This is a genomic window from Streptomyces sp. NPDC055966, from assembly GCF_042269865.1.
Classification (GTDB): Bacteria; Actinomycetota; Actinomycetes; order Streptomycetales; family Streptomycetaceae; genus Streptomyces.
The window spans coordinates 1-23827 of the sequence record NZ_JBHJYK010000042.1 but is presented as its reverse complement, the minus strand read 5'-3'; the positions used below and the strand labels follow the sequence as shown (position 1 = coordinate 23827).

Genomic DNA, 23827 nt, shown 5'->3' with positions numbered 1-23827 from the left:
CAGGCTCACCTCCTGCGCGGCACCCGGCCGATGGCGTGTTGAGTGAGATCACCACACCAACGACGAGGGACTTCACCATGTCCCCCTACTTGACCAGCCCATTTCACGCCTGAGATGCAGGGTGAAAGAGGCTCACATACGGGGAGCCTGCGCTCCCCTTGGCGTCAGCCCGCCGCCTCAGAGATTTTCAGAGGTCGCATGCACACGGGAAAGCACAGCTGTAACCCGAGAATATCCCGATTCGTTGAGGGCACGAAGTTGGTCGTCACCGGCCCCTTGTCGAAGGAGTTCCAGCGCGGTCACTTGGTCCCGCAACTCCAGTGCCTCCATGGGTGTCAGTTCGGGTTGCTCAGGCGCCGGATAGAAAATGGGTGCCTGGTCCTCTCTGGGATACAGCAGGGCGTCGACTTCTTGATGAATATCCAGAATCAGGGACGAGCACCACCGTGCCCACTCTCTGACTTGGAAGTCGTTCACGAAAGCCCTCAGGACCATTTCCTCGGCCATGGAGAAGACTTCGCTCAATTCCTCGTGGAAGCTTTCCACCAGCGGTCGCTCAACATTGTCGCGCAGCGGCTCCAGCACCCCGGCCAGGGACTCCTGTTCCACTTCCAGCGCACGCAGTCGCTCGGTGACCCGCTCGTCGAGCCGGTGACCGGAACGGGCCTCGATGAGCGGCACGATCTTGAAGAGACACATCGAGGCGAAGCGGATGAGCGAGTCTTGCTGTGCTGTACGCAGAGCCTCGGCCAGTGACGCGTGGGACACGTCTACGGGTACGTGGTCCAAAATGTCCTCCACGGCGAGTTTTGCTTCTGACTCTTGTTCACTGGCCCGTCCACAGTCACACCCATACTGGTGAGGCTGGGAAAACAGCGGCCCCAGCATACACCTGTCGATGTTCCGCCTTCGACTATTTCCCAGCCAGCCCCGGCCGAGAGGGCTTGCAGAATCGACTGTTCCGCGTGCCCGGGGAGCTGTACGTATGTCTCCCCCGGCAAAAGTGAATTGAGCGTCTTCCAGCCCGTGGGCATGTATTGCTTGTTGCTGGAGACCAGAGTCATCTCTCGACCAGGGTCAGCTTTACTCCTGACCCTCACCACCGAGGTCGTTCCACTCCAGCCAGCCTGATTTTGAAGGTCTGTCGCTCGCGTGGAGAGCTGCGCGGCACCCTCTTCCGACCCGCCGTAGATGTATCGCGTCTCAGCTCCCGGCGGCAGAGCCAGAGCCACACTCGGAAGACCGGCGGTCGGATCAACCGGGAAAAGTGAACTCCATCCTTTAGACGCGCCGGGGTCAATCGGATTGATCAGTGTGCTGCCGACTCCGGCATCCGGATCAGCCGGGAGGATAGATGTGAGCCCTGCCCCGGCGCCGAGGTCAACAGGGTTGATGAGGGTGTTGCCGCTGCCTGCGTTGGGGTCAATGGGAAGGGTGCTGCCCAGTCCACCGGAGGGGTTGACGGCCACCATGTTGGCCTTGCCGGCGTTGGTGGTGGGACGGTAGGCGCCGTGTGCAGGCAGTTTGCCGTGCAGGTGAACGGGCGCGGTGTCCGACGGGCCAGTCGCGGCGGTCTTGGTGCCGACCTCGGCGTGGGTGCCCGGCCCGGTGGCTTGCCCAGTCGGGGCGGGGCCGGGGTTCTCTCGCAGGCCCATCTGGGCCGTCGGGGGCGGAGGCGGGGGCGGGGCCTGGCCGACCGTGTCGCAGCTGCCGTAGCCAGCGAAGAGGGCACCCGCGGCAAGGCCGCCCAGCCAGTCGCCGAGGGCGCCACCGCCGTAATAAGTCCCTAGTCCACCCAGAATGCCAGAGCCGCCTTCGGAGACCCAAGAGTTACCGGAGTATCCGTCGCTGTGACCGTAGGTGTTGTTGAACTCGGAGATATAGCCGTTGGCGGGGTCGTACTGGTAGCCGGAGGAGCTGCTGCTGTCGTCCATCTGGCCCGGATTGTTCGGGTCGGATGTGGCGGGGTTCCAACCGTTTGCGATGTTCTGCCAGTAGAACTCGTTGTAGTCGTACGGGGACGAGTAGTCGGGGCTGTAGTCCGAGGTGTACGAGTAGCCGCTCCCGTCGCCGCCCCCGCCGCCTGTGGAGCAGGCGTTGTTGCCGCTGGGATCGGTGTTGGCCAGAGGGTCGGCGTTGCCGTAGGCGTAGGGGTTGCCGGCGGGCGAGGGGATGGGTGCCTGGGCGCTCGCGTCGTGGCTGGTGAAGTTGCCGGTGCCAGGGTCGTACCAGCGGCTGGCGGTGGCCACACGATGCGTGCCGGGGTCGGTCCAGCCGCCTTGGTAGCCGAGATGGTGTTGGGTTCCTGCGCTGGCGGTGGTCTTGCCGAACGCGTCGTAAGCGGTGGATCCGGCCAGGGTGGTGCCGGTGGCGGTGAAGGTAGCGGTCAGGTCGCCGTGTTGGTTGGTGTAGGCCAGCGTTGCACCCGATCCGCCGCTGACGCTGATGAGCTGACCGTCGGGGGTGCGGCCGTAGGTTTCGGTTCCGTCAGCGACGATGGCGTTGTCTGTGCCGTTGTAGGTGAAGGTGCCGGCTCCGGCGGTGGCCAGACGGCCGAGGCTGTCGTGGGTGTAGGCGGTGGTGCCGTCGTTGGCCAGTTGGTCGAAGGCGTCGTGGGTGAGGTTTTCAGTGCTGCCGTTGGTGACGGAGGCCAGGGTGCCGCGGGCTGTGTAGACGTAGCTGGTCGTGGCTGCGCCGGTGGTGGCGGTGAGCCGGTCGCGGGCGTTGTAGGTGGCGTTGGTGGTGGTGGTCCCGGTGCTGGTGCTGGTGCGGTTGCTGGCCGCGTCGTAGCCGTAGCTGGTGGTCGTGGAGCCGTTGGTAGCCGAGGTCAGGCGTCCTGCTTGGTCATAGCCATAAGTGCTGGACGCGGCTCCGGCTGTGCCGGTGGTGGTCTGGGAGGTGATGTGGCCGACCGGGTCGTAGCCGTAGGCGGTCGACGCTTCGCTGGCTCCGCCGGGGGCGGTGAGGGTCTGGCCGGTCAACCGGTGCTGGGCGTCGTAGCTGAGTGCCTGGCTGGCAGTGCCGCTACTGCCGTAGGCGATGTTGGTGACCTGTCCGACGGTGTTGCGGGTGTAGGTCAGGACAGCGCCAGTGAGTGGGTCGGAGGCAGTGGCAAGGCGGCCTGCGGCGTCGTAGGTGTAGGCGGCGGTGCCGCCCTTGTCGGTGCGGGAGGACGTCTGGCCGTTGGCGTTGTAGGTGTAGCTGGCGCTGCCGGAGGGGCCGGCGGCGGACAGGAGCTTGCCGCGGTCGTCGTAGGTGTAGGTGTTGGTGCCGTTCGGGGCGCTGGCGGAGGTGAGGCGGCCGTCGGTGTCGTAGCCGAACGAGCGGGCGGTAGTTGTGGCTTCGGCTCCGCTGCCGGTCTGGCCGGTGAGGCGGCCGTCGGCGTCGTAGGTACTGGTCTGGGTGACGTTGCCAGGTCTCGTGAGGGTGACCGGATGGCCGTCGGCGTCGTAGGCGATGGTGGTGGTGCGGTCCGAGGCGTTGGGGAAGTCCGACGTGGATGGTTCGATGGTCGATTCGGGCGCACCGAGGGGGTTGTAGGTGGTGATGGTGGCGTTGTTGTTGCCGTCGGTGTAGCGGGTGGGCAGCCCTGCGGCGTCGTGGCCGAAGCCGGTGGTGATGGTGGCGGAGGCTGAGACCGGTTCGGTCTGCTGCACCAGGTTGTTCGACGCGTCGTAGGCGTAGGTGGTGGTGTTGCTGTCCGCGTTGGTGACCGAGGTGGCGTTGCCGGCCGGGTCGTAGGCGTAGGCGCTGGTCGCCAGGGTTTTGCCGGAGTTGTCCAGACTCGTCGTTGCGGTCAGTCGACGCGCCAGGTCGTAGCTGTAGGTGGTGGCGGTGTTGTCGGGCAAGGCCGTCTTGGTGACCTGGCCGTCGAGGTTGTAGCTGTAAGTGGTGGTGTGGCTGAGGGGGTCGGTGGTGGTGAGCCGGTCCCCGGCAGCGTCGTAGGTGGCGTTGCTCTGCTGGCCCCCGGGCATCGTGACCGAGGTGGTGTTGTTGGCTTCGTCGTAGCCGAAGCTGGTGGTGTTCGTGGTGGTGGACGGCTGGCGGACGACGTCGCTGACGGTCAGGATCCGGCCGAGGTCGTCGTATGTGGCATCACTGGCGGCGCCGGTTGGGTCAGTGACCGAGAGTCGGTCGCCGTCGGTGTCGTAGGTGTTGTGCGTGGTGGGCGACGTGCCGCCGACGGCGGGCTGGACGGTCTGGGCGAGATCACCGAGCTGGTCGTAGGTGAAGTTGGTGGTGTTGCCGAGCCCGTCGGTGCTGCCGGTGATCCGGCCGTTCGCGTCGTAGGCGGCCGTGGTGGTCGGCGTGATCGAGGTGGTGGACCCGGGCGGGGTGTAGGCGGGCGCGGAGGCCGCTATCTGTTCGGAGTCCTTGTCGAAGGTGTAGGTGGTGATGTTGCCGTCGGGGTTGTCGGCCGAGGTCTTGTCGCCGAAGGTGTTGTAGCCGTACAGCGTGATCGGGTGGACCTGTTGCGACGCGCCGCCGTTCGCCTCGGCATTGACCACAGGGGCGGTGATCTGGGTGAGCTGGCCGGCCGGGTCGTGGAGGTAACTGGTGCTGTAGGCGGCTGCGTTGGCTCCGGTGACGTTGCCGCGCGGGTCCGTGGTGGACGTCAGGTAGCCGCGCTCGTCGTACGTGGAGGTGGTGATCAGGTTGGTCGAGCCGTTGTGCACGGTCTTCGAGGTCTGGTCGCCGATGGCGTCGTAGGCGTAGTCGGTCTGCTCGGTGACCCCGCCGCCGGTCTGTGATTGGGAGGTGAGGTTGCCGTCCGCGTCGTAGCTGTAGGAGGCGGTGCGGTGCAGGCCGTAGGGGTCGAAGGTCGAGGCCGTGGTGAGGCCGGCGGGGTCGACGGTGTAGTCGGTTTCGACTCCGGCGTTGGTGTCCTGCTGTTCGGTCAGGTTGCCTGCGCCGTCGTGGGCGTAGGCGTGCAGGATCTTGGTGGTGGTGGAACCGTCAGGCTTGTGGAAGTTGCTCAGGTAGCTCTCGATGAGCTGGTGGTTCCAGTTGTAGTAGTAGCCGGTGGTCCGCCCCATGGAGTCGGTGTCGGAGGCGAGCAGCCCGGACGGGTCGTAGGCGCGTGAGTCGACCACCAGTGATGTCGGCGAGGTCGGGTTGACCGGGTCGCCGGTGAAGTTGGTCAGGGTGCTGGTGAGGAGTTCCCCGGTCGGAGAGTAGGCGTAGGCGTAGGCGGTGCCGTCCGGGCTGTTCTGCGTGGTGCGGTTGCCGTAGGCGTCGTAGCCGTAGGAGGTGGCCCGGTTGGCCGGGTCGGTGGCGGAGGCGAGCTGGTCATAGGAGTTGTACGTCCAGCTGCTGGTGCGGGTGGCATCTCCACCGGTGGTGTCCGCGACCGCCTGGGAGGTGGTGTTGCCGTCCGCGTCGTAGGCGTACGTGATCTGCGGGGTGTGGGTGGTGCCGGCGACGGCGTCGGTGGTGGCCGGTCCGGTCCGGGTGATGAGGCGGTCTTGGCCGTCGTAGGTGTAGCTGCTGGTGACGCCTGCCGGGTAGGTGTCGGAGACCTCGGTCTGGGTCAGGCGGTGGCCGAGGTTGTCGTAGGTGTAGCTGGTCTTCAGCCCCGATGGTGAGGTGACCTGAGCCAGGTCGCCGGCGCTGTCGTAGGCGTAGGTGGTCGTCTCGCCCCTGGGGTCCTTGGAGGTGGCCCGCAGGCCGGCGGGTTCGGTGCCGCCGCCGATGGCGGACTCGGTGCCGGCTGTGTAGGTGCTGGTGGTGACGTGGCCGTCGGGATCGGTGGTCGTCAGCGGGTCGCCGGCTGTGGAGTAGGTGTGGGTGGTGGCGTAGGTGGTGTCGGTGGGGCCCGAGGATCGGCCGTCCGCGGTGGAGGTGGCTTCGTCGTTGCGCGGATCGGTTGCGGCGTAGGTGCCGGTCGCCGGATAGGTGGCGTAGCTGGTGGTCGAGTCACCGTGCATGTCGCTGTTGGTGCTCGACAGGACGTCGCCGCGGGTGTTGTGGGTGGTGGCGGTGAAGTTGCCGTCCGGATCGGTGAGGTTGGAGACGAAACCGCCGGTGTCGTAGCCGTACGAGGTGGTGTAGCCGAGCGCGTTGGTGGTGGAAACCAGGCGGCCGCTGTTGCCGGGGTCGTAGCGGTAGGTCAGGGTCTTGCTGCCGGGGTCGGTGACCGACGCGGTGGTGACCGGGGTGGCGCCGGTGGCGGCGCCACGGGCCGCGTACTGGTTGGCGATGGTGGTGGCGTCCAGGGCGCGGTTGAAGGTCGCCACTTCGGCGATGGAGCCGTTGAAGTATCCCTGGGCGTTGTTGGACGGCAGGGCGGGCCAGGAGCCGGAGATGTAGCCTGCGCCGATGGAGACGTAGGGCTCGCCGGTGAAGTCGAGCTGGCTGCCGGTGCGGGTGTCTGCCTGTTGTCCGTCGAGGCTGAGGGTCTGCTTTCCGCTGGTGTTGGCGGTGAGTACGACCTGGTGCCACTGGCCGTCGTTGACCGTGGCGGAGGACTGCATCGGCGAGAGGTGGCCGTCCCACCACTGACCGTAGAGGTACCCGTCGGATCCGATGTACAGAGCGGGGGTGTAGTTGGCGCTCAGCGTGGAGCCGATGGCGCCGCTTTGGTAGCTGAACAGCGTCTCCCCGCCGGTGCTGGTCTTGAACCACAGCCCGATGGAGAAGTTCGCAGTGACCTTGCCGCTGTAGACGGTCGTGGACGGCAGACTCAGGTAGGAGCTTGTGCCGTTGAAGCCCGCTGAGGTCTCCGTGCCGCCGGTGAACAGCCCGGGTTTACCCAAGGTGACGTTGTTGTAGGTGGCGGCACCGCTGGACCACCAGTTGGAGGCGGTGGTGCCGGGGACCTCATTGGCGGCCTGGGTTCCCGATGAGTCCGACAGCCGCCAGTAGTTGGGTGGGGCAGAGTTGACCACGGCATCGCGGTAGTAGGCGCCGGAGCCGGTGGTGGCCGGCATGCCCAGCTTCCAGGTGCCGCCGACTGCGTCGGTGATCTGGCTGGCCCGGTCATGGACCGCATCGTAGGCAGCCTGCAGGCGGGTCTTGCCCGACGGCAGGGTGATGCCGGTCAGTTCGCTGGCCGCGTGGGTGCCGGCCGCGTACTGCTGCTGGATCGCGGGCAAGCCGAGGGCGTGGGTGTAGAACGCGGCTTCGGCAATCTGACCGGAGAAGTAGGTCGGGTAGCCGGTGTTGTTGCTGGTGCTGTAGTGCGGCTGGTCGGGCCAGGAGCCGCCGAGGAAACCGGCGCCGATGGCGTCCACCGGCTGGCCGGAGACCTGGACCTGGCCGGACAAGGTGCCCACCAGCGCGCCGTCCAGGTAGAGCGACTGGGTGGTACCGGCCGCCGAGAGCGCGGCGTAGTGCCACTTTCCGTCAGCCACCGAGGCCGAGGTGGCCATCGGGGCGACGCTGTTGTTCCACAGTTCGCCGTAGAGCTTGCCGGAGGTACCCACGTACAGGGCCGGGGTATAGGAGCCGGGGGTGCTGGTCTTGCTGAGGGCATCGGCCTGGTAGGAGAAGAGCACCCCGGAGCCGGTGGTCTTGAACCACATCCCCACCGCCGCATACGAGGCCGATGTCAGCAGGCTGTTGGGCAGGGCCACATACCCGCTGGTGCCGTTGAACGACGCGCTGGTGGTCGGTGAACCGGGCAGGAATCCGGCCGATCCGGGGGTGACACCGCCGGTGTACGTGCCGTTGTCGTTGCCCTCGTTGACCCCGATCTCGCTGGCCGCCGTGGTAGTGCCCGAGGGCTCCCCCAGCCGCCAGTAAGAGGAGGGGTTGGCATCAAGGACACTGGAGCGGTAGTGGGAGCCGGAAGCGGAGCCGGAGGTGTAGGCGTATGCGGTGCAGGCAGTCGACGAGGTCGGCGGACAGACCCCGGTCAGCTGGTCACCGCTGTAGCTGTAGGTCCAGGTCTCGGCCGCGCCGCCGCTGGTGACCGCATCGGTAGCGACCTGGTTGACGTGGCCGCCACCCCAGGCGAAGTGCAAGGAGCGGTTGCTGGCGGTGTTGGTGACCGTGGCCAGGGTGCCATCGGCGTTGTAGGTCAGCGTCTCGCTACGGCCGTCCCGGTCGGTGACCTTGGTCAACTTCCAGGCGCTGCCGACCTGGCGGCCGAGTGTATAGAGCGTGCCCGTCTTGTCGGTGAGCGTGTACCCGCCGCCGCTGATGCTGGCGAAGGTGGCGTAGGTGCCCTGCGGCGGAGCGTAGGTGGTGCCGTCGGCGTTGAGCCCGAAGCGGACCGCGTGCCCGTCCGCCTCGGTGACCACCACCGCGCCGGAACCGTCACCGTCCGGCACCGCGAACACGTCATACGGCGTGGACCACCCCGCGCCGAACAACGTCGTCGTGCGGGAGTCAAGGGAGTTGTAGGAGCGGGTGATCGCCAGCTTCGGGCCCACCACCGACACGCTCGCATCGGTAGCGCCGGTGGTGTAATCACCGACCTGCGGATCGAAGGCCCGCCCGCTGGCGCTCAGGGCCGCGGCCCCCAGGTGAGAGGTGACCAGAGGCTGCGGAACCGTGGTGGAGAAGTACGACGGGTACGACCACGCGCTCGAGGACAGGGTGTCGTTGTTGGAGACCACCCAGTAGTAGGGCTGATTCCACGCCAGTTTCCCGGACGGCACCACCCAGTGCGTGGCGCTGATCGAGCCGGAGTCGACCACCAGCGACGGCGACCCCGGTGTGGGGTTGGAATAGACCTTGAAGTCGTAGGTGAGGCCCTTGCCCGGATAGTTGTCCGGATCGTGCCCGCCGGCGAACAACTCCGGAGTCAAGGAGCCGAGCACCGCGTTCGAGGGCGGTTGAGTGGAGTCGATCTGTGGAGGCGTATCGACGGAGGTGATCTCCGCACACGTGGTGGGCACGCCGTAGGTGAAGTAGAACGATGTGTTCCCGTTCAGGTACATGTCCCAGCACACGTAGTACTGGCCCGGGGCTATCGAACCGATCGAACCGGTCATCGTCACCGAGGAGTTCGGGTTCACGGTGGACGGCACCGCGATCCTGGGTGAGTTCGCTCCCTGGATCTGGCTCCAGGAGGTGGTGTACATGTCCGTGGACAGCGTCATGTTGGACGTAGTCCAGGCCGTCGTGCCCCGGTTGGTGACCTTCACCTGCATCGAGCCGTTGGTGTTGGCCGTCGGCGGCGTGTAGGTCTGCGAGGGAAGAGAGTAGTCGGCGCCGTAGGTGCTGTAGGTGACCGACAGGTAGGGCGGGTAGGAGGAGTTGACGGAGGCGAACTGCTTCCACGCAGCGACTTGCGAGGTGTCCGCGTCTAGCGCCAGGCCCAGGTTGTTCCCGCCGTGGGCCCAGCCCTCGATCAGCTTCACGCCCGCTGCCGACGGGTTGTCGCCGATGTCGATGCCGTGCCAGGACGAGCCGCCGCAGCTGGCGCCGGCTTCGAAACTGCTGGTGCCGATCGTGGACCCGTAGGACAGGCCCGGGTAGTCGGCGATCTGGCTGACGCCCCAGGAACTGGTGATCGCGTGTACGTTGACCGGCTCGGCGGTGCAGCCGCCGGACCAGACGTCATCGAGGTACAGCGAGGCTTTTTCGATGTAGTCGTTCTGGAAGGTCGAACCCGCTGACCAGAACAGCAGGTAGCTGTTGGCCGAGTGGGTGCCGCCGTCGTAGGAGCCGACCTTCAGCACCGAGTCGGTGGAGAAGTTGATGTCGTACGGGGTCTCGACGTAGGTGCTGGAGGACGCGTTGAGGCTGGTCGGGTCGACCTTGACCGGGAAGGCCCGGGAGGAGTCGTGCAGCCATGCCGCGTCCAGCGAGACGCGCAGCGCCGGGGTGCCGTCCGAGGCCGTGGTCAGGCTGTAGGTGACGCCGGTGGAGATGGCGCCCTCGCCGGAGACCTTGCCGCGGTTGGCGTCCTCCATGTACCCGTGCGGAATCGTTTCCTTCACCGCGCCGTGGGCATCGGTGAACTCCACATTGCCGTTGGCCGCCACCCGCGGTGTCAAGCCGGTCAGGTGTAGGGGGAAGACCCAGGTGGTCGGGGCCGAGGCGTCGTGCAGGAGAAGGGTTTCCTTCACCCCGGATGAGGTGGCGGCATACGTCAGATCCGAGGAAGTGGCGATGTTCGGGTAGGTGACTGTGTTGCCCGAAGCCTGGGCCGCCGCCGATGCGGCGCCCTGCAGCCCGTAGGTCACACGCTCGCTGGCGTTGGGGCCGTAGGAGACCAGCTGCGGATCATCGCCACTGGTGGCGAAGCTCGCTGACGGTGCATCGGCACGCTCGGCCCAGCGGCCGTCGGGGCCCTGCTTCAAGGTGGTATCGATGTCCGCCCACGTGCCGTCGGCGGCCCGGTAGTGCACAGCACGGCTGTAGACCCGGGCGGTCAGCGTGCCGTCGGCATTGCGGAACACCGAGGTGTTCGCCGTCCGGTCACCAGGCACCTCCACACCGGTCGCACCTGGCCCGGGTAGGTGAGCGTCACCGGTTGCCTGCTTCCCGTCCGCAGCAGGCGCCGTCTTTGATGTCGATCGCTGACGGGCCTTCAGTATCGCGTCGCGCACCGACTTCGGCGGCGTCACCGGCTTCGCGGTCCACTGCGCCTTGGGCTGAAAGGAAGCGCGCTCAGTCGTGCCGGACGTGTGCGTCTTCGAGGCCGGAAGCGCGCCATGCGGCGTTACCGCCGGCCGACTGGAAGCTTGTTTACCGTCCTTGCCCCGCGTCACAGAAGCCCGGACCTGATGCGGCAACCCAGCCGCTGACCCGGTGCGCTGATGCGGCAGCAGCGAACCAGATCCGGACGCCAAGGACGGCAGGACCGCCTGGGCCGACTGCGTGCTCAGCACTACCAGCAAAACTCCGCTGACAACCGCAGCGATCCACTGCAGGCTGCGGCGCCGGTCCCGGCGGCTTCCCCCATGCATCACGCCACCGATCACGGCCGACCAGATCGTCACAGCCCAGCGCCCCACGAAGGACCCCCACGCGAAAAGACGCCTCACCTGACGGAGGCGCAGCCGCGCAAGTTGTACCCGCACCGTGAAGATCCAGCAACGGAACAACTGCAGGCCGCACGAGCGGAATTGGGGATATTCACATGCTCTTCATCCCTTTTGAACAGCAACTCCTTTGCTGTTCCATAGCTGTTCACTAAGCGAATCCGAACGATCACTCGACGGAGAAGAATCCGAAAGTCAACGCTATTCGATGACATGGATTTTTTGCGATGTTGCCACATCTCTAAGCTGTTTGGGGGGATTTGATACCGCGCCTGGTTCTACGAAGGGCGCAGCCAGTGGCGCCGCACGGACCTGCTGACAGCCCGTGATCTGCCGACATTCCTGTGGTAAAACCGTGACGGCTCCGTACGTCCCCCACCGCTACGTGCCCCGCGGCCCGCGGAAAGCGGCCCTGCCGCCGAGCCACGAGCAATGCCCGTACGGGTACGGACAAGGAGCCGCCATGCCACGCTGCATACAGCCGGACCGCTACCGCCGAACAGGCACAGTGGCAGCACTTCTCGGCACGCTCACCGTTGCCTTCGCTTCGCTGACCGCATCGCCCGCAGCCGCCGTCGTCATCCGGCAGGCCGAATGGCCGCTGGACGCCCAGCACTACCAAGCCCCCCAGATCTGGCACCTCTCCCAAGGTCAGGGCGTGACCGTCGCCGTCATAGACAGCGGAGTCGACGCCGCCCACCCCGACCTGACCGGACAGGTCCTGCCCGGCACGGGGTTCCTCGGCGATCGGACGGACAACGGCCAAACCGACATCTCCGCCGACTCGCACGGCACCGCCATCGCCGGCATCATCGCCGGGACCGGAGCCGCCAATAGCGGCTCCGGCATGATCGGCCTCGCCCCGAAAGCCAAGATCCTTCCCGTCCGCATCGCCACCCAGGGCGCCGTGGAGCCCGCTGCGCTCGCCGAAGGCGTCAAGTACGCCGCCGACCACCACGCGCAGGTCATCAACATCTCTCTCGCCACCCCCACCCCCGACCCGGTGCTGCGCCAGGCCATCGACTACGCGCTGGGCAAAGACGCCGTTGTGGTCGCCGCTGCCGGAAACAGCGGCCAAAGCGGCAACCCTGCGATGTATCCCGCTGCCTTCCCCGGGGTCATCGACGTCTCGGGCATCGACGCCGCCGGCCAGTTCTGGCCTATGAGCGAATCCGGCCCCCGCACCACCATCGCCGCCCCTGCCACCAACATCTACTCGGCCAACAACCGCGGCCAATACGTCAACGCCGAAGGCACCAGCTACGCCGCTGCTTATGTCTCCGCAGCCGCGGCACTGGTCCGCTCCGCCTTCCCGCACCTGAGCGCAGGACGGACCATCCAACGGCTCATCAGTACCGCGCAGCACCCCAAAGGCCACGATGGTCCCGACAACCAGTACGGCTACGGATCCCTCGATCCACTCGCCGCACTGGGCACGCACGCGGTCGCATCCGGAAGCGCCAACCCCCTACTCGGCCCCCGCCCTCGGCCCGGTGGCACGGGCATCGGCCTCGGCACCATCACCGTCTTCGCAGCCGTGACCGCGCTCGTCCTGGCAGCCGCCACCTCCGCCATGCTGATTCTGCGCAGGAGCCAGCGCCGTTCACCACGCCAGAACAACCGCCCCGCGGAACCGGGCAAGGACAACCGTCCGGCACAGCCGGGCCGCAAGAGGAGGCCGGCAGCCGGGCACAACTCGCAACGCCACGCCCCGGCCCGGGCGGCTGCTGGTAAAAAACCGACGCCAGCTAGAAAACGGACCCGATGAATCCCGCCCCCGACCCGTGTACCCCGCCGCTCCCGCCGGCCGGAACCTCTCCGGAGACCCCCATGCACGTACCGCGCAGGCTCCGCTGGCGACGCCGCCTTTGGATTCCGCTCCTCGCCTTCACATCCGCAGCCATCGGCGCTGTGATCTGGCTGGCGATGCCAACGCCCAGTCACCGCATCACCGCCAACAACATCTCACGTAACTTCCGCGCCTGCCTGTTCACCGACCAGCGCAACGTTCAGACCGCTCAACCGGTGTGGACCGGCATGCAGGCTGCCGCACGCACCACCCCTGTCAATGCCCAGCGCATCGTGGCGCCCAACGGCACCACCAACGACCTGCTGCCGTACGCCAATAGCCTCGTTCAACGCAAGTGCGGACTCATCCTGGCCATCGGAGCAGACCTCCACGACACCGTCAGAACCGCTGCCCAGCACAATCCACACCAGCACTTCCTCTACACCGGAAAGCCCATCCCGCTGAGCAACGTCCAGCAACTGGGCAACCCCACCGCGGACACAGCGAAGAGCCTGGTGACAGCCCAAGCGCAGAAACAACAAAGGATGAGCAGGCCAGCACCTTCCACGAAGCCCTAAGGCTCGTCCGCAGCCCGCAAGAACGCCCACAGCCTTTCCTGGGCAGCCTATCCATTCGGCACCTTTCACGGGGAGATTCCGCACGTCGGGTGGCAGTACATACCAGGCCAACGTCGCCTCCGTTGAGCGATCTTGGGGCCGGTTGAGTCCCGACTTCGTGGCACGTGATCGCATGGATGAGTCATGAATTCGTGATAGTCCCCGCGGTCATCGCACCGGACCTGAGATTCAGAACTACAGGGACCTGACAGTGCCAACGGTTGTGTCGGCAGGTGCCCCATGGGTACCGACCCGAGCGCACATCACCATGGCAACCCCGATCCGGTGGTAGCGCACACCCATTTCTCACCGTGGTCGTCCGACCCGGCGCCTACTATGCCCGAATGCCCGTCCCCCAGCGGGTGAACGCGAATGTCATCAGCAGAAAGACGGCGAGCATTGAGTCCAAGAAGGATCAAACACCGCAGATCGCGCGTCCGGCTGTCGCTGGGGATCGCGGGCGTGCTGGCGGTCGCGGCGGGGGCTGGAGTCACGGCACTGGCGCAGGCCAAGCAGCCCGCTGGGCCGCAGCCGTACGCGTTGCAGCACGAATTCGCTGCGGCGGCCCAGGAGTTCCACGTGCCGCAGAGTGTGCTGATGGCGGTGGCGTATCAGGAGAGCCGGTGGGACAGCCACAACGGCATGCCGAGCACCACGGGCAACTACAACGTGATGGGTCTGACCCAGGTCAGCCCGCAGGCGCTGAAGCGGCCTTCGGGTAAGGACCGGACGGCCGAACTCGACATGCGCGGTGACGACCACCGGGGCAAGTTCCGCCCGGACGCACGGGTGCTTGCAGACGTGGGCGCGGTTGCGGCGTCCGCTCCGGCGCTGCACACCCTTGACCAGGCCGCGAAGCTGATCGGCCAGCCGGACAGCACGCTGCGCGGGGACATGGGCAAGAGCGTACGCGGTGGGGCCGCGTTGCTCGCACGCTACGAGAAGGCGGCCACCGGCGCTCTTCCGGCGGACCCGGCGCAGTGGTACCCGGCGGTGGAGCGGTTCAGCCAGTCCCCGGGCTCCGCGGGGGCCGTGCAGTTCGCGCGGCGGGTCTACACCCACATCCGTACCGGGCTGAGCCGCACCACGACCGACGGGCAACAGGTCATCATGTCCGCTCAGCCGGCGCTGCGGCCGCACATCACGAGTGCGGGCTACCGGCCGGCCGACTACTGGACCGCAGGCGGAACCACCACGGGATACGCCCCGGCCGGGTACGCCGTTCCGGCGGACGGGACCACGACGCCGACGCCCGAGTGTCCGTCCGGCCTCGTCTGCAACTTCGTCCCGGCCGCGTACACGCAGAACGATCCGAACGACAAGAGCAACTACGGCAATTACGACGTCGCGAACCGTCCGGCGGACGGCAACACGATCCGGAATATCGTCATCCACGACACGGAGTCCGACTACGCGACGACGGTCAAACAGTTCCAGGATCCGACCGCCTACGCGAGCGCCAACTACGTGATCCGTTCCTCTGACGGGCTGGTCACGCAGATGGTGCCCAATGAGGACATCGCCTGGCACTCGGGCAACAAGTTCGTCAACATGCATTCCATCGGGATCGAGCACGAGGGCTACGCGGTTTCCGGCGCGTCCTGGTACACCGAGTCGGAGTACGAGTCCTCGGCGGCGCTGGTGAAGTACCTGGCCGCCACGTACAACATCCCGCTCGACCGTGAACACATCTACGGGCACGACAACGTCGCCGGCCCGCTGGACGCCTACGTCGCGGGCATGCACTGGGACCCCGGCCCCTTCTGGGACTGGACCCACTACATGCAGCTCCTGGGCGCGCCCATGGGCTCCAACCCGGTCGGCGACCCGCTGCAAGCCGGTGAACTGGTCACCATCACCCCGCCGTTCACCACCGCCAACGAGCCCCCGGTCGACAACGCCTCCGCACAGCCGGCCAACTTCGTCTACCTGCGCACCGGCCCCTCCGCCGGCGACCCGCTGATCACCGACCCCTACCTGCACTCCTCCGGCACCGGCACCACGACCGCCTACGACTGGGGCGACAAGGCAGTCGCCGGGCAGCGGTTCGCCGTCGCCGCCCAGCAGGGCGACTGGACGGCCATCTGGTACAGCGGGCAGGAAGCCTGGTTCGACAACCCCGGCGGCCAATGGACCATCCCGTCCGCCGACAGCACCCAGACCCTGATCACCGCCAAGGACGGCGCCGCCTCGATCCCCGTCTACGGCCGCGCCTACCCCGAGGCCGGCGCCTACCCCGCCGGCGTCACCGCACAACCGGTCACTGCCCTGTCGAAGTACACCATCGCGGCCGGACAGCTGTACCTCGCCCAGCCCGCCGTGAAGGGCGACTTCTACAACTCGGTGAACATCGACGGCAGTGCCGTCGATGACCGCACCCTGGTCACCGGAACGACCACCTATTACCCGATCCAGTACAACGGCCGCCTCGCGTACGTCGCCACCGCCGACGTCAGGACCGTCACGCCGGTCGCGCCGACGGCCAGCGGCGTCACGATGCAGCCGGGCCAGTTCCTCATCCCCGGCCACAGCCTGTCCAGCGCCGACATGACGCTGACCATGCAGAACGACGGCAACCTCGTCGCCTACCTCAAGACCGGCGGCAGCGGGAACGGCCCGGCCGTATGGGCCAGCGGCACAGGCGGCCACACCGGCGCCTACGCCTTCATGCAGAGCGACGGCAACCTGGTCGTCTACAAAAGCGGCGGCGGCCCAAGCACCGGCGGCGCCCTCTGGTCCACCGGCACGTCGGGCCACACCGGCGCCTACGCCACCCTCCAGAACGACGGCAACTTCGTCGTCTATGCCAGCGGCGGCGCCCCGAGCACCGGTGGTGCCCTGTGGTCGACCCACACCTACAAGCGCGGGCAGACCATCGCTTCCGGCCAGAAACTCTGGGCCGGCTGGTGGGCCCAGGCCCAGTACACCCGGCTGGTCATGCAGCTCGACGGCAACCTGGTCATCTACCGCAACAGCGACGGCACGGCCGTCTGGTCCAGCCGCACCTCGGGCCACTCCGGCGCCTACGCCTCCATGCAGAGCGACGGCAACCTCGTGGTCTACAAGAGCGGCGGCGGCCCGAGCAGTGGCGGCGCACTCTGGTCCACCGGAACCTCTGGCCACTCCGGCGCCTATGCCACCCTCCAGAACGACGGCAACTTCGTCGTATACAAGAGTGGTGGCGGCCCGAGCAGCGGCGGCGCGCTGTGGTCCACCGGTACCTACAAGGACGTGCCCTGACACGACTGACCGTCACCACCTTCGGTCCCAACACCATGATGGGGACGGACGGTGACTTCAATGGCGACGACAAGGACTACGCCGTCGACACTCCGGCCGTGTTCACCCTCACCGCCGACAGCAACGGCGGCTTCGCCGCACCCGTCCGCCGCTACACCGACCAGTAACGACACACCACGCCAATCACGACCGGGCCGGGCACCCTGCACGGGGCCCGGTCCGGCTCACTCCCAAGGAGGATGGGTGTCCCAGCACACCCTGAGGAGCGGATGCATCGCGGTCGCCGCGGCATGCGCCCTCGCCACGGGGGCCCTGCCCCTGACGGCGGCGATAGCCTCGGCCGACTCGCCCAGCGAGACGGTCATACCGGCCGCGCTGCTGAACAACCCGCCCAAAGACAACGTCGTCTTCGCGGGCACCGGTGGCTTCTTGCACCGGTCCGACACCCAGTCCACCTTCGTGTGGACGAAGTACGCGGGCGGACCGGACATCCCAGTACCGCAGGTCACGGGGAACACGGTGCCCGGGTACTGGGGCGCGGGTTCCGACGTGGTGGCGACCCCGTCTGCCGACGGGTACCAGCTGCACGACATGGACTCGGACACGACCACCACCATCACCCCTGGTGCGGACCAGAGTTACCTGGGAACCTTCGGTTCGCGCGTGCTGACGGTCACCAAGGCCGCCGATGGAACCGTGACGGGCTTCCACGTGCTCGGCACGACGGACGGGCAGCAGACCGACACCCCGGTCACCGGCTGGCCCGCGGGCGCCACGCCGCAGACGCCGGTACTGGCCGGGGACGCCGACTCGGTGGTACTGCGCTACACCGAGAGCACCAACGGCACCACCGAGAACCGGCTCGCGCTGGTGGATCTGGCGGCCGGCACGGTCACGCCCATCATGGGGCCACTGGCCCCCTTGGCCCACGTCGTGCTGTCTGCCAAGTACATCGCCTGGTACTCGGCATACGGATCCGACGGGACGACATCGGCGGGGCAGGTCCACGTCGTGTCCCGCTCCGCCCCCGACGGAACGGAGACCACCATCCAGGTCCCAGCGGCGCCGCTGGGCAGCGGGTACACCAGCCACGTGCGCTCCCTGGGCATCGCTGGCGACTCCCTGCTGATCGCCGACTTGGTGTCGCACGGCGGTCCGTTCACCCCGGACGACACACTCGGCTACCCGCTCTACGCGCTGCCGCTGTCCGGCTCCGCCACCGTGACCCCGGTCCTGGACCACGTCTACTTCAACACGCTCAGGCAGGAGCCTGACGGCGTCGTCGCCGTCGGCGGCCCCGCCGCCACCGACTGGGCGGCCCACCTGTTCACCGCCGGACCGGACGGGACCCCGACCGGCACCGCCGTCGACTCCGACCCCGCCATACCCACCCCCCTTGACGGGCTGGCCCTCGGCGGCGGGAAGCTGTACACGGTCGAGCGCGGGACAGGCGGTGGGGATTACGTCCACGACCGAAGCATCCAGCCGGGTTCCCCGCCCTCCTACGGCCCCGAGCAGGACTTCAGCGATTCCCTCGCCCCGACCGACTGCGACACCGCGGCCACCTGCAACCCGCCCATCGCCAACGGCGACGGGAGCATCTCCCAGCTACGCCCGGGCGACAGCACCCAAGGCGACGCCATCGCCGTGAAGATTCCCGACCTGAACCCGATCCTGGTCACGCCGGGCTCCACCGGCGGCACCCTCGTCGACGCCGAAGGCCGCTACGTGGTCTACGACGGAGGGTCCACGAAGAAGCAGTACATCGGCGACGCGGACGCGGGTGGCACCAGCCACGTGCTCTTCAGCCGCCCCATCTCCGCTGCCGCGCTGTCCGGCTCCACCGTGTGGGTCCCTGGCAACACGGCAGGCACACTGACCCAGATCGACCTCACCACCCGGCGCACTGCCCAGACCGTGACGACCGACGCCCCCTGCGTGCCCAACGAGCTGCAGGCTGCCGCCCAGCACTGGGTGTACTGGTCCTGCGGGCCGTCCGGCCCGGCCGGCGTGCACGACCTGACCACCGGCAAGGACATCCCGGTACCCGCCGGTCCCGCCCAGCTCGGCGACGGTTTCGTCGTCGAGCACGACGCAGCGGCGGGCAAGCTGACCCTCACCGACGTCCACACCGGCACCGCCACCACCACCGACCTGGCCGACCTTCCCACCGGGCCGGTCGCCGACGACCGCCGGGTGACCTGGGCCGTCGACAAGTACCAGGGCACCATCGCCTACCTGGACAGCGGCAAGAACGTCCACCTCGTCGACCCGCACATCCCCGCCTCCACCCCCGCACATGCCGCAGGCGCCTTCATCTACCCCGGCCAGCAACTCCCCTCGGGGCACAGCCTGAGCAGCTCGACCATGACGCTGACCATGCAGACCGACGGCAACCTCGTGGCCCGCCTGAACACCGGCAAGGGCACCGGCCAGGTGGTCTGGTCGACCGGAACAAGCGGCAACACCGGTGCGTACGCGGTGATGCAGACCGACGGAGAACTCGTCGTCTACAAGAGCAGCGGCGGACCCGGCAGAGGCGGTGCCCTGTGGTCCGGCCCTGCGGACGGCGCGCCGGGCGCGTACGCCACCGTGCAGGACGACGGCAACATCGTCGTCTACGAGCAGGCAAGCACCACACCGCTCTGGGCCAGCGGCACCAACGCGCACTCGCAGACCGTTCGCGGCGGCACTACCCTCAAGCCCGGCTGGTGGACGCAGGGCACCTACACCCGCCTGGTCATGCAGACGGACGGCAACCTCGTGCTCTACCGCCGCCGTGACGGCGCCGCCCTCTGGTCCAGCCGCACCTACGGCCACGCGGGCGCGTACGCCATGATGCAGACGGACGGCAACCTCGTCGTCTACACGAGCCACGGCGGGGCGCTGTGGTCGACCGCCACCAACCACCACTCCGGCGCCTACGCGATAGTGCAGAACGACGGCAACGTCGTCGTCTACACCAGCACCGGCGGGCCGGGCAAGGGCGGCGCCCTCTGGGCCACCGGCACCAACACCACCGCACGATGACCAGACCCTGACGCTGCCATGCACAGCACGGGGCCGCGCACACCGCGGCCCCGTCAGGGCACGACTACGGCCAGGATGGCGACCTCATCGCCAACACCAACTACTGATCTCTTCGACCAAGGCCCCGCCGACCCGTGACGGCGCTGCTCGCCTGTTGATGGGCGTGAAAGCGTACTGCCCGAAGCTGCGGGAGCAGGTCGTGAGTGAGCTACGGGACAGCGGCGCACGCCGCAACGGCCTCGGCCTCCTTGTGCCCCACCGCCACGTACCGGGCAGCAGAAGGCCAGAGAGGGCGGCGGACACACAGAGGCCCGCACGGACCTCCAGATTGGCCCATGCGGGCCGCCACAGGGCCCAAATCAGCAAGTGACTTGGACCAGAAATCGATCAAGTAAAGGATGAAAGGCCATTTCAAGGGGTGTCTGACTGACCTTTCTCGGGTCCGATTTCGGGATTCAAACCAGAGACCCGGGTTCGACGTAATTCGGAGCCTCTGGAGCAACGGCATGCCCGCTGGCCTGTGGCTTCAGCTTCTCGGCTGCCACAGGTCGTTTCTCTAGGTGCTCGCGTTTCCGCAGGTGGCGAGGCTCTCCGGTGCGGTCTCCGAGGACTTGGCCGAAGGCTGTCTCGAAGCTGCTGCGTGATCGACGATAGAGCGTCGATCACGGACCTCGCCCTGGGGTCGCCAACTTGCCCCGTTTCAGAGGGGTTTGCATCCACCGTTCTTTGGTCCATTGTTGGCCCGTCGGCCTGATCGGCCAGGCCGCCGACCTGCTCGTTTCTCTATGCCTAGAGAAACGAGCGATTCGGGGCGCAAGCCGAGAGTCTGCAGGTCAGTGGGCAGTTCGAGCCTCCAGGCGAGACGAATTATGTCGAACGCGGGGCCGGGACGGGCCGTCCAAAGCACGCACTGCACGATCGCGCTCCTCGCCCGAGAAACGGACGAGCAGGGCCATGACCCTGCCCAGCTCGTCCTCACCCGACGTCACCGATCACCCGCCAGGTCGAGATCGCGGCTGGGGACCTCGGCAGGAACCTCGACCGACTGGGGCCGACGCCACGGCTGCGCAATGGGCTGAGACAGCGCGCGCCGCCACGGCTCCGCCGGCAGCTTCCCCGCAGGCTCGAACGGCTCACCGGGACGAGGAAACGCCACCACCTGGCCCACCCCCTCCGCCTCGTACTTCGTCCACTTCCCTGGCTCCGCCCACGCATGCGGAGCCAGGTTGAAGGTGCCCTAGTGGATCGGGACAGGACACCGCCCGGCTGACCTCCTTGCAGGTCAAGGTGTGCCTGCTCGACGACAGCGACGGGATCCTGATCCCCGACGAGACGGGGGTGCGAAGTCCTCGACCGACGCGGTTGGCGGCTGCCCGCCAGTACTCCGGTTCGGTCGGCGGAGTCGATCTGTGCCAGGTCGCGGTGCACCCGGCCTTCGCCACGTCCGTTGCACGTAGGTGAGGTGGTCTGCTTCACCGTCGCGAAGGGCCACAACGCGGTACGCGGTGAGCCATTCGAGGGCTGCCATGGCCATCCCGAAGGCCCAGCCAGCGATAGTTGACCCATGCGGGGCGAGGAGTATGAGGCAGACCACCACCGGCAGGACGACGAAACCCGCCGCCAGGAACAAACGGGTGGGCGTCTCGCCGAAAGCAATCGGAACGGTGCGGCGTCCGATCCTGACCTCTTGGAAGACCCAGTACCACGAGAGGCGAAGGTCGTCGTGGAGGAAGGTGATATCGACCCGCAGAAGAGCTACCAGCCAGGTTGACCAGCGTCTTTCTCCACGCTCCCTACCTTGAAGAACTCCAAGACCATGATCAGTGCGTGATTGATGTGCGTCGCTGACCTGTCGGGAGAGACCCCGCCCCACCAGGGGCTTGCGGTCCTCCGCAAATCTCCCCCTGGGTGGCAGGCACGTCACGGTCCCGGCAGGGCTCGCCGTACCCGGGCTCAGAGCCCTGCGGCACTGCTGGCATGCTGGGCCGCTGTAGTGAGCCAGTCAACGTGGGAGTGACCGTGGTACACCGACACGACAGCAGCGAATCGCTGATCGACCCGGCCTACACCGGCCGCCTGGATTGCACGCGAGTTCCGAAGAACAGGATGCCCGACCAGGAGACGGCGCCCCAGGCGGTCTACCGGATGATCCACGACGAGTTGCTGCTGGATGGCAGTTCACGGCTGAATATGGCGACGTTCGTGACGACGTGGATGGACCCAGAAGCCGAGAGGCTGATGGCCGAGACATTCGACAAGAACATGATCGACAAGGACGAGTATCCGCAGACCGCGGAGATCGAACGCCGCTGTGTCAACATCGTCGCGAGTCTCTTCCACGCGCCTGTGGAGGGCGACGCGGTCGGCGTCTCCACCCTCGGCTCCTCCGAGGCGGTCATGCTCGGCGGTCTCGCCATGAAGTGGAAGTGGCGTCAGCGCCGCCAGGCCGCCGGACTCTCCTCGGACCGCCCCAATCTGGTGATGGGCTCCAACGTCCAGGTGGTGTGGGAGAAGTTCTGCCGCTACTGGGACGTCGAGCCCCGCTATGTGCCCGTGGCCCACGACCGGTTCACCGTCGACCCCGACGAGACCCTGACCTATGTGGACGAGAACACCATCGGCGTCGTGCCCATCCTGGGCACCACCCACACCGGCGAGTTCGAGCCCATCAAGGCCATCCACGACAAGGTTGTGGCCTACAACGCCGAGCACGGCACCGACATCGCGATCCACGTCGACGCCGCCTCGGGCGGTTTCGTCGCCCCGTTCCTCCACCCCGGCCTGGAGTGGGACTTCCGGCTCCCGCAGGTGAAGTCGATCAACGTATCCGGCCACAAATACGGCCTCACCTATCCCGGCATAGGCTTCGTCGTGTGGCGCTCGGCCGAGGACCTGCCCGAGGACCTGATCTTCCACGTGAACTACCTGGGCGGCGACATGCCCACATTCACCCTCAACTTCTCCCGCCCCGGGAACCAGGTCATCGGGCAGTACTACAACTTCGTACGCCTGGGCCGGGAGGGCTACACCAAGATCATGGCCGGGCTGCGGAACACGGCGCACTATCTCGCCGACGGCATCGCGAATTTCGGTGTCTTCGACGTGATCAGCGACGGCACCGACATCCCCGTCGTCTCGTTCAAGCTCAACGACCCGAGCAGGTTCACGGTCTTCCACGTCTCCGACGAACTGCGCCGCCACGGCTGGCAGGTGCCCGCCTACACCATGCCGCCGAACGCCGAGGACATCGCCGTCCTGCGCATCGTGGTCCGCGAGGGCTTCGGGCGCGATCTCGCAGAATCCCTCCTGGCCGCCATCGGCAACGCGGTCGACCGGCTCACCACCACCCCGCCGGCCCACACGGCCGAGTCCGGCTTCTCCCACACCTGACGGCTGCGGACTGCTCCGGCACAGGGAAGACCCAGGTCAACTGAAGGCTGTCCGGTGGAGGCTCTTCGAGGGCCGGCCATGGGGTTATCCCATGGCCGCTCGGGCCGCGTCGAGAAACGTCAGTCGGTTGTCCTCCAGGTAGTCCCGCACGCTCTCACCATCGGGCAAGCCTTCCCACACGGTCCGGTTGAGGTCGAGGAAGTACGCGCGCGCGGCGTCATGCACGGGCGGGGGAAACTGCATGCGGATGAGCGGCTCCGCGACCCATGATGTCCTGGGTCTTCAGGTACCAGGCGTGGGTGTCGTTGGACTCGGGAGGCCGGCTGAACGCGGAGCGTTTCACCTCCGCCGCCTCGATGAACCGCTCCAGCACGCCAGCCGTTCGGCGCGCAGGGTCGCTGACAAGGCGATCTGCTGCGGATGTTGTTCGGCACGTTGCGCCGACAGCTGAGTGGTGTGCTGGACGAGATAGGACAACAAGCCGCCGGGGACGAGCCACCCAAGGATTTGAGTGTCACTCATCGCTGACCTGTGGCTTTGTTCACGAGAATGAGCAGCACGCTGTGCACACGTGGCGGGCCCGCCAGCAAGCGTGCTTGCCTTCGGGGACAGGAGCTATCGCGCTCATCTCCAAAGTGCAGACGCAGGGGTGAGCCGCCTCGAAGAAGGGCGGCGCAGTCCGATTGCCGTGATGGCCATGGCGGCCCGTCAGGCTCGGCTCGACCCGGCACGGGCTCGGGTTGCGGAGCGCGGGTGCCCGGGGCCGAGAGCGGGTAGTTGGCCGCCGCTGCGGTCCCGGTCCTCGGGCTGCTTCTCGGGTTCGC

The 23827-nt window shown here is 67.2% G+C and carries 9 protein-coding genes and 1 pseudogene; 7 read left to right on the top strand and 3 right to left on the bottom strand.

Annotated features, from left to right (window positions below; genetic code table 11):
- Window positions 1-177 precede the first annotated feature (177 nt).
- Both ACFC8N_RS46360 and ACFC8N_RS46355 read right to left on the bottom strand, forming a co-directional pair.
- The gene (locus ACFC8N_RS46360) at window positions 178-801 is read right to left on the bottom strand and encodes a hypothetical protein (RefSeq protein WP_376295709.1); all 624 of its coding nucleotides are present in this window, start codon (window positions 799-801) and stop codon (window positions 178-180) included.
- On the bottom strand, window positions 771-10388 hold the full coding sequence (locus ACFC8N_RS46355) for a LamG-like jellyroll fold domain-containing protein (RefSeq protein ID WP_376295708.1): 9618 nt from the start codon (window positions 10386-10388) through the stop codon (window positions 771-773). Before ACFC8N_RS46355 ends, ACFC8N_RS46360 begins: the two co-directional genes overlap by 31 nt.
- Window positions 10389-11445: 1057 nt before the next feature.
- Here ACFC8N_RS46355 and mycP point away from each other — a divergent pair.
- The 5 genes from mycP (at window position 11446) to ACFC8N_RS46330 (ending at window position 19613) form a co-directional block, all read left to right on the top strand.
- Window positions 11446-12705: a type VII secretion-associated serine protease mycosin gene (mycP, locus tag ACFC8N_RS46350; protein WP_376295706.1), complete on the top strand. Its 1260-nt coding sequence runs from the start codon at window positions 11446-11448 to the stop codon at window positions 12703-12705.
- A gap of 62 nt (window positions 12706-12767) precedes the next feature.
- Window positions 12768-13304 (top strand): hypothetical protein, encoded by a 537-nt coding sequence (locus ACFC8N_RS46345; RefSeq protein WP_376295705.1) that lies wholly within the window; start codon window positions 12768-12770, stop codon window positions 13302-13304.
- A gap of 438 nt (window positions 13305-13742) precedes the next feature.
- Complete coding sequence (locus ACFC8N_RS46340; RefSeq protein ID WP_376295704.1) at window positions 13743-16583, top strand: N-acetylmuramoyl-L-alanine amidase; 2841 nt, start codon at window positions 13743-13745, stop codon at window positions 16581-16583.
- A 35-nt stretch (window positions 16584-16618) separates the two neighbouring features.
- On the top strand, window positions 16619-16750 hold the full coding sequence (locus ACFC8N_RS46335; RefSeq protein WP_376295702.1) for a hypothetical protein: 132 nt from the start codon (window positions 16619-16621) through the stop codon (window positions 16748-16750).
- A 76-nt stretch (window positions 16751-16826) separates the two neighbouring features.
- Window positions 16827-19613 carry a hypothetical protein gene (locus tag ACFC8N_RS46330; protein ID WP_376295700.1) on the top strand — a complete coding sequence of 929 codons (2787 nt, stop codon included), beginning with the start codon at window positions 16827-16829 and terminating at the stop codon, window positions 19611-19613.
- Between the two features lie 985 nt (window positions 19614-20598).
- Here ACFC8N_RS46330 and ACFC8N_RS46325 read toward each other — a convergent pair.
- Window positions 20599-20909: pseudogene (locus ACFC8N_RS46325) on the bottom strand (MBL fold metallo-hydrolase); the annotation flags it as partial.
- Window positions 20910-21177: 268 nt separating this feature from the next.
- On the opposite strand from ACFC8N_RS46325, the gene ACFC8N_RS46320 reads away from it, so the two are divergent.
- Window positions 21178-21384, top strand: a complete 207-nt coding sequence (locus tag ACFC8N_RS46320; protein ID WP_376295699.1) for a hypothetical protein — start codon at window positions 21178-21180, stop codon at window positions 21382-21384.
- A gap of 248 nt (window positions 21385-21632) precedes the next feature.
- The gene (locus tag ACFC8N_RS46315) at window positions 21633-23003 is read left to right on the top strand and encodes a glutamate decarboxylase (protein ID WP_376295697.1); all 1371 of its coding nucleotides are present in this window, start codon (window positions 21633-21635) and stop codon (window positions 23001-23003) included.
- Window positions 23004-23827 lie beyond the last annotated feature (824 nt).

Excerpts from the sequence above, each read along its gene's own strand:
- ACFC8N_RS46320 (WP_376295699.1), top strand. The coding sequence starts at position 21,178 with ATGCGGGGCGAGGAGTATGAGGCAGACCACCACCGGCAGGACGACGAA.
- ACFC8N_RS46345 (WP_376295705.1), top strand. The coding sequence starts at position 12,768 with ATGCACGTACCGCGCAGGCTCCGCTGGCGACGCCGCCTTTGGATTCCG.
- ACFC8N_RS46335 (WP_376295702.1), top strand. The coding sequence starts at position 16,619 with ATGATGGGGACGGACGGTGACTTCAATGGCGACGACAAGGACTACGCC.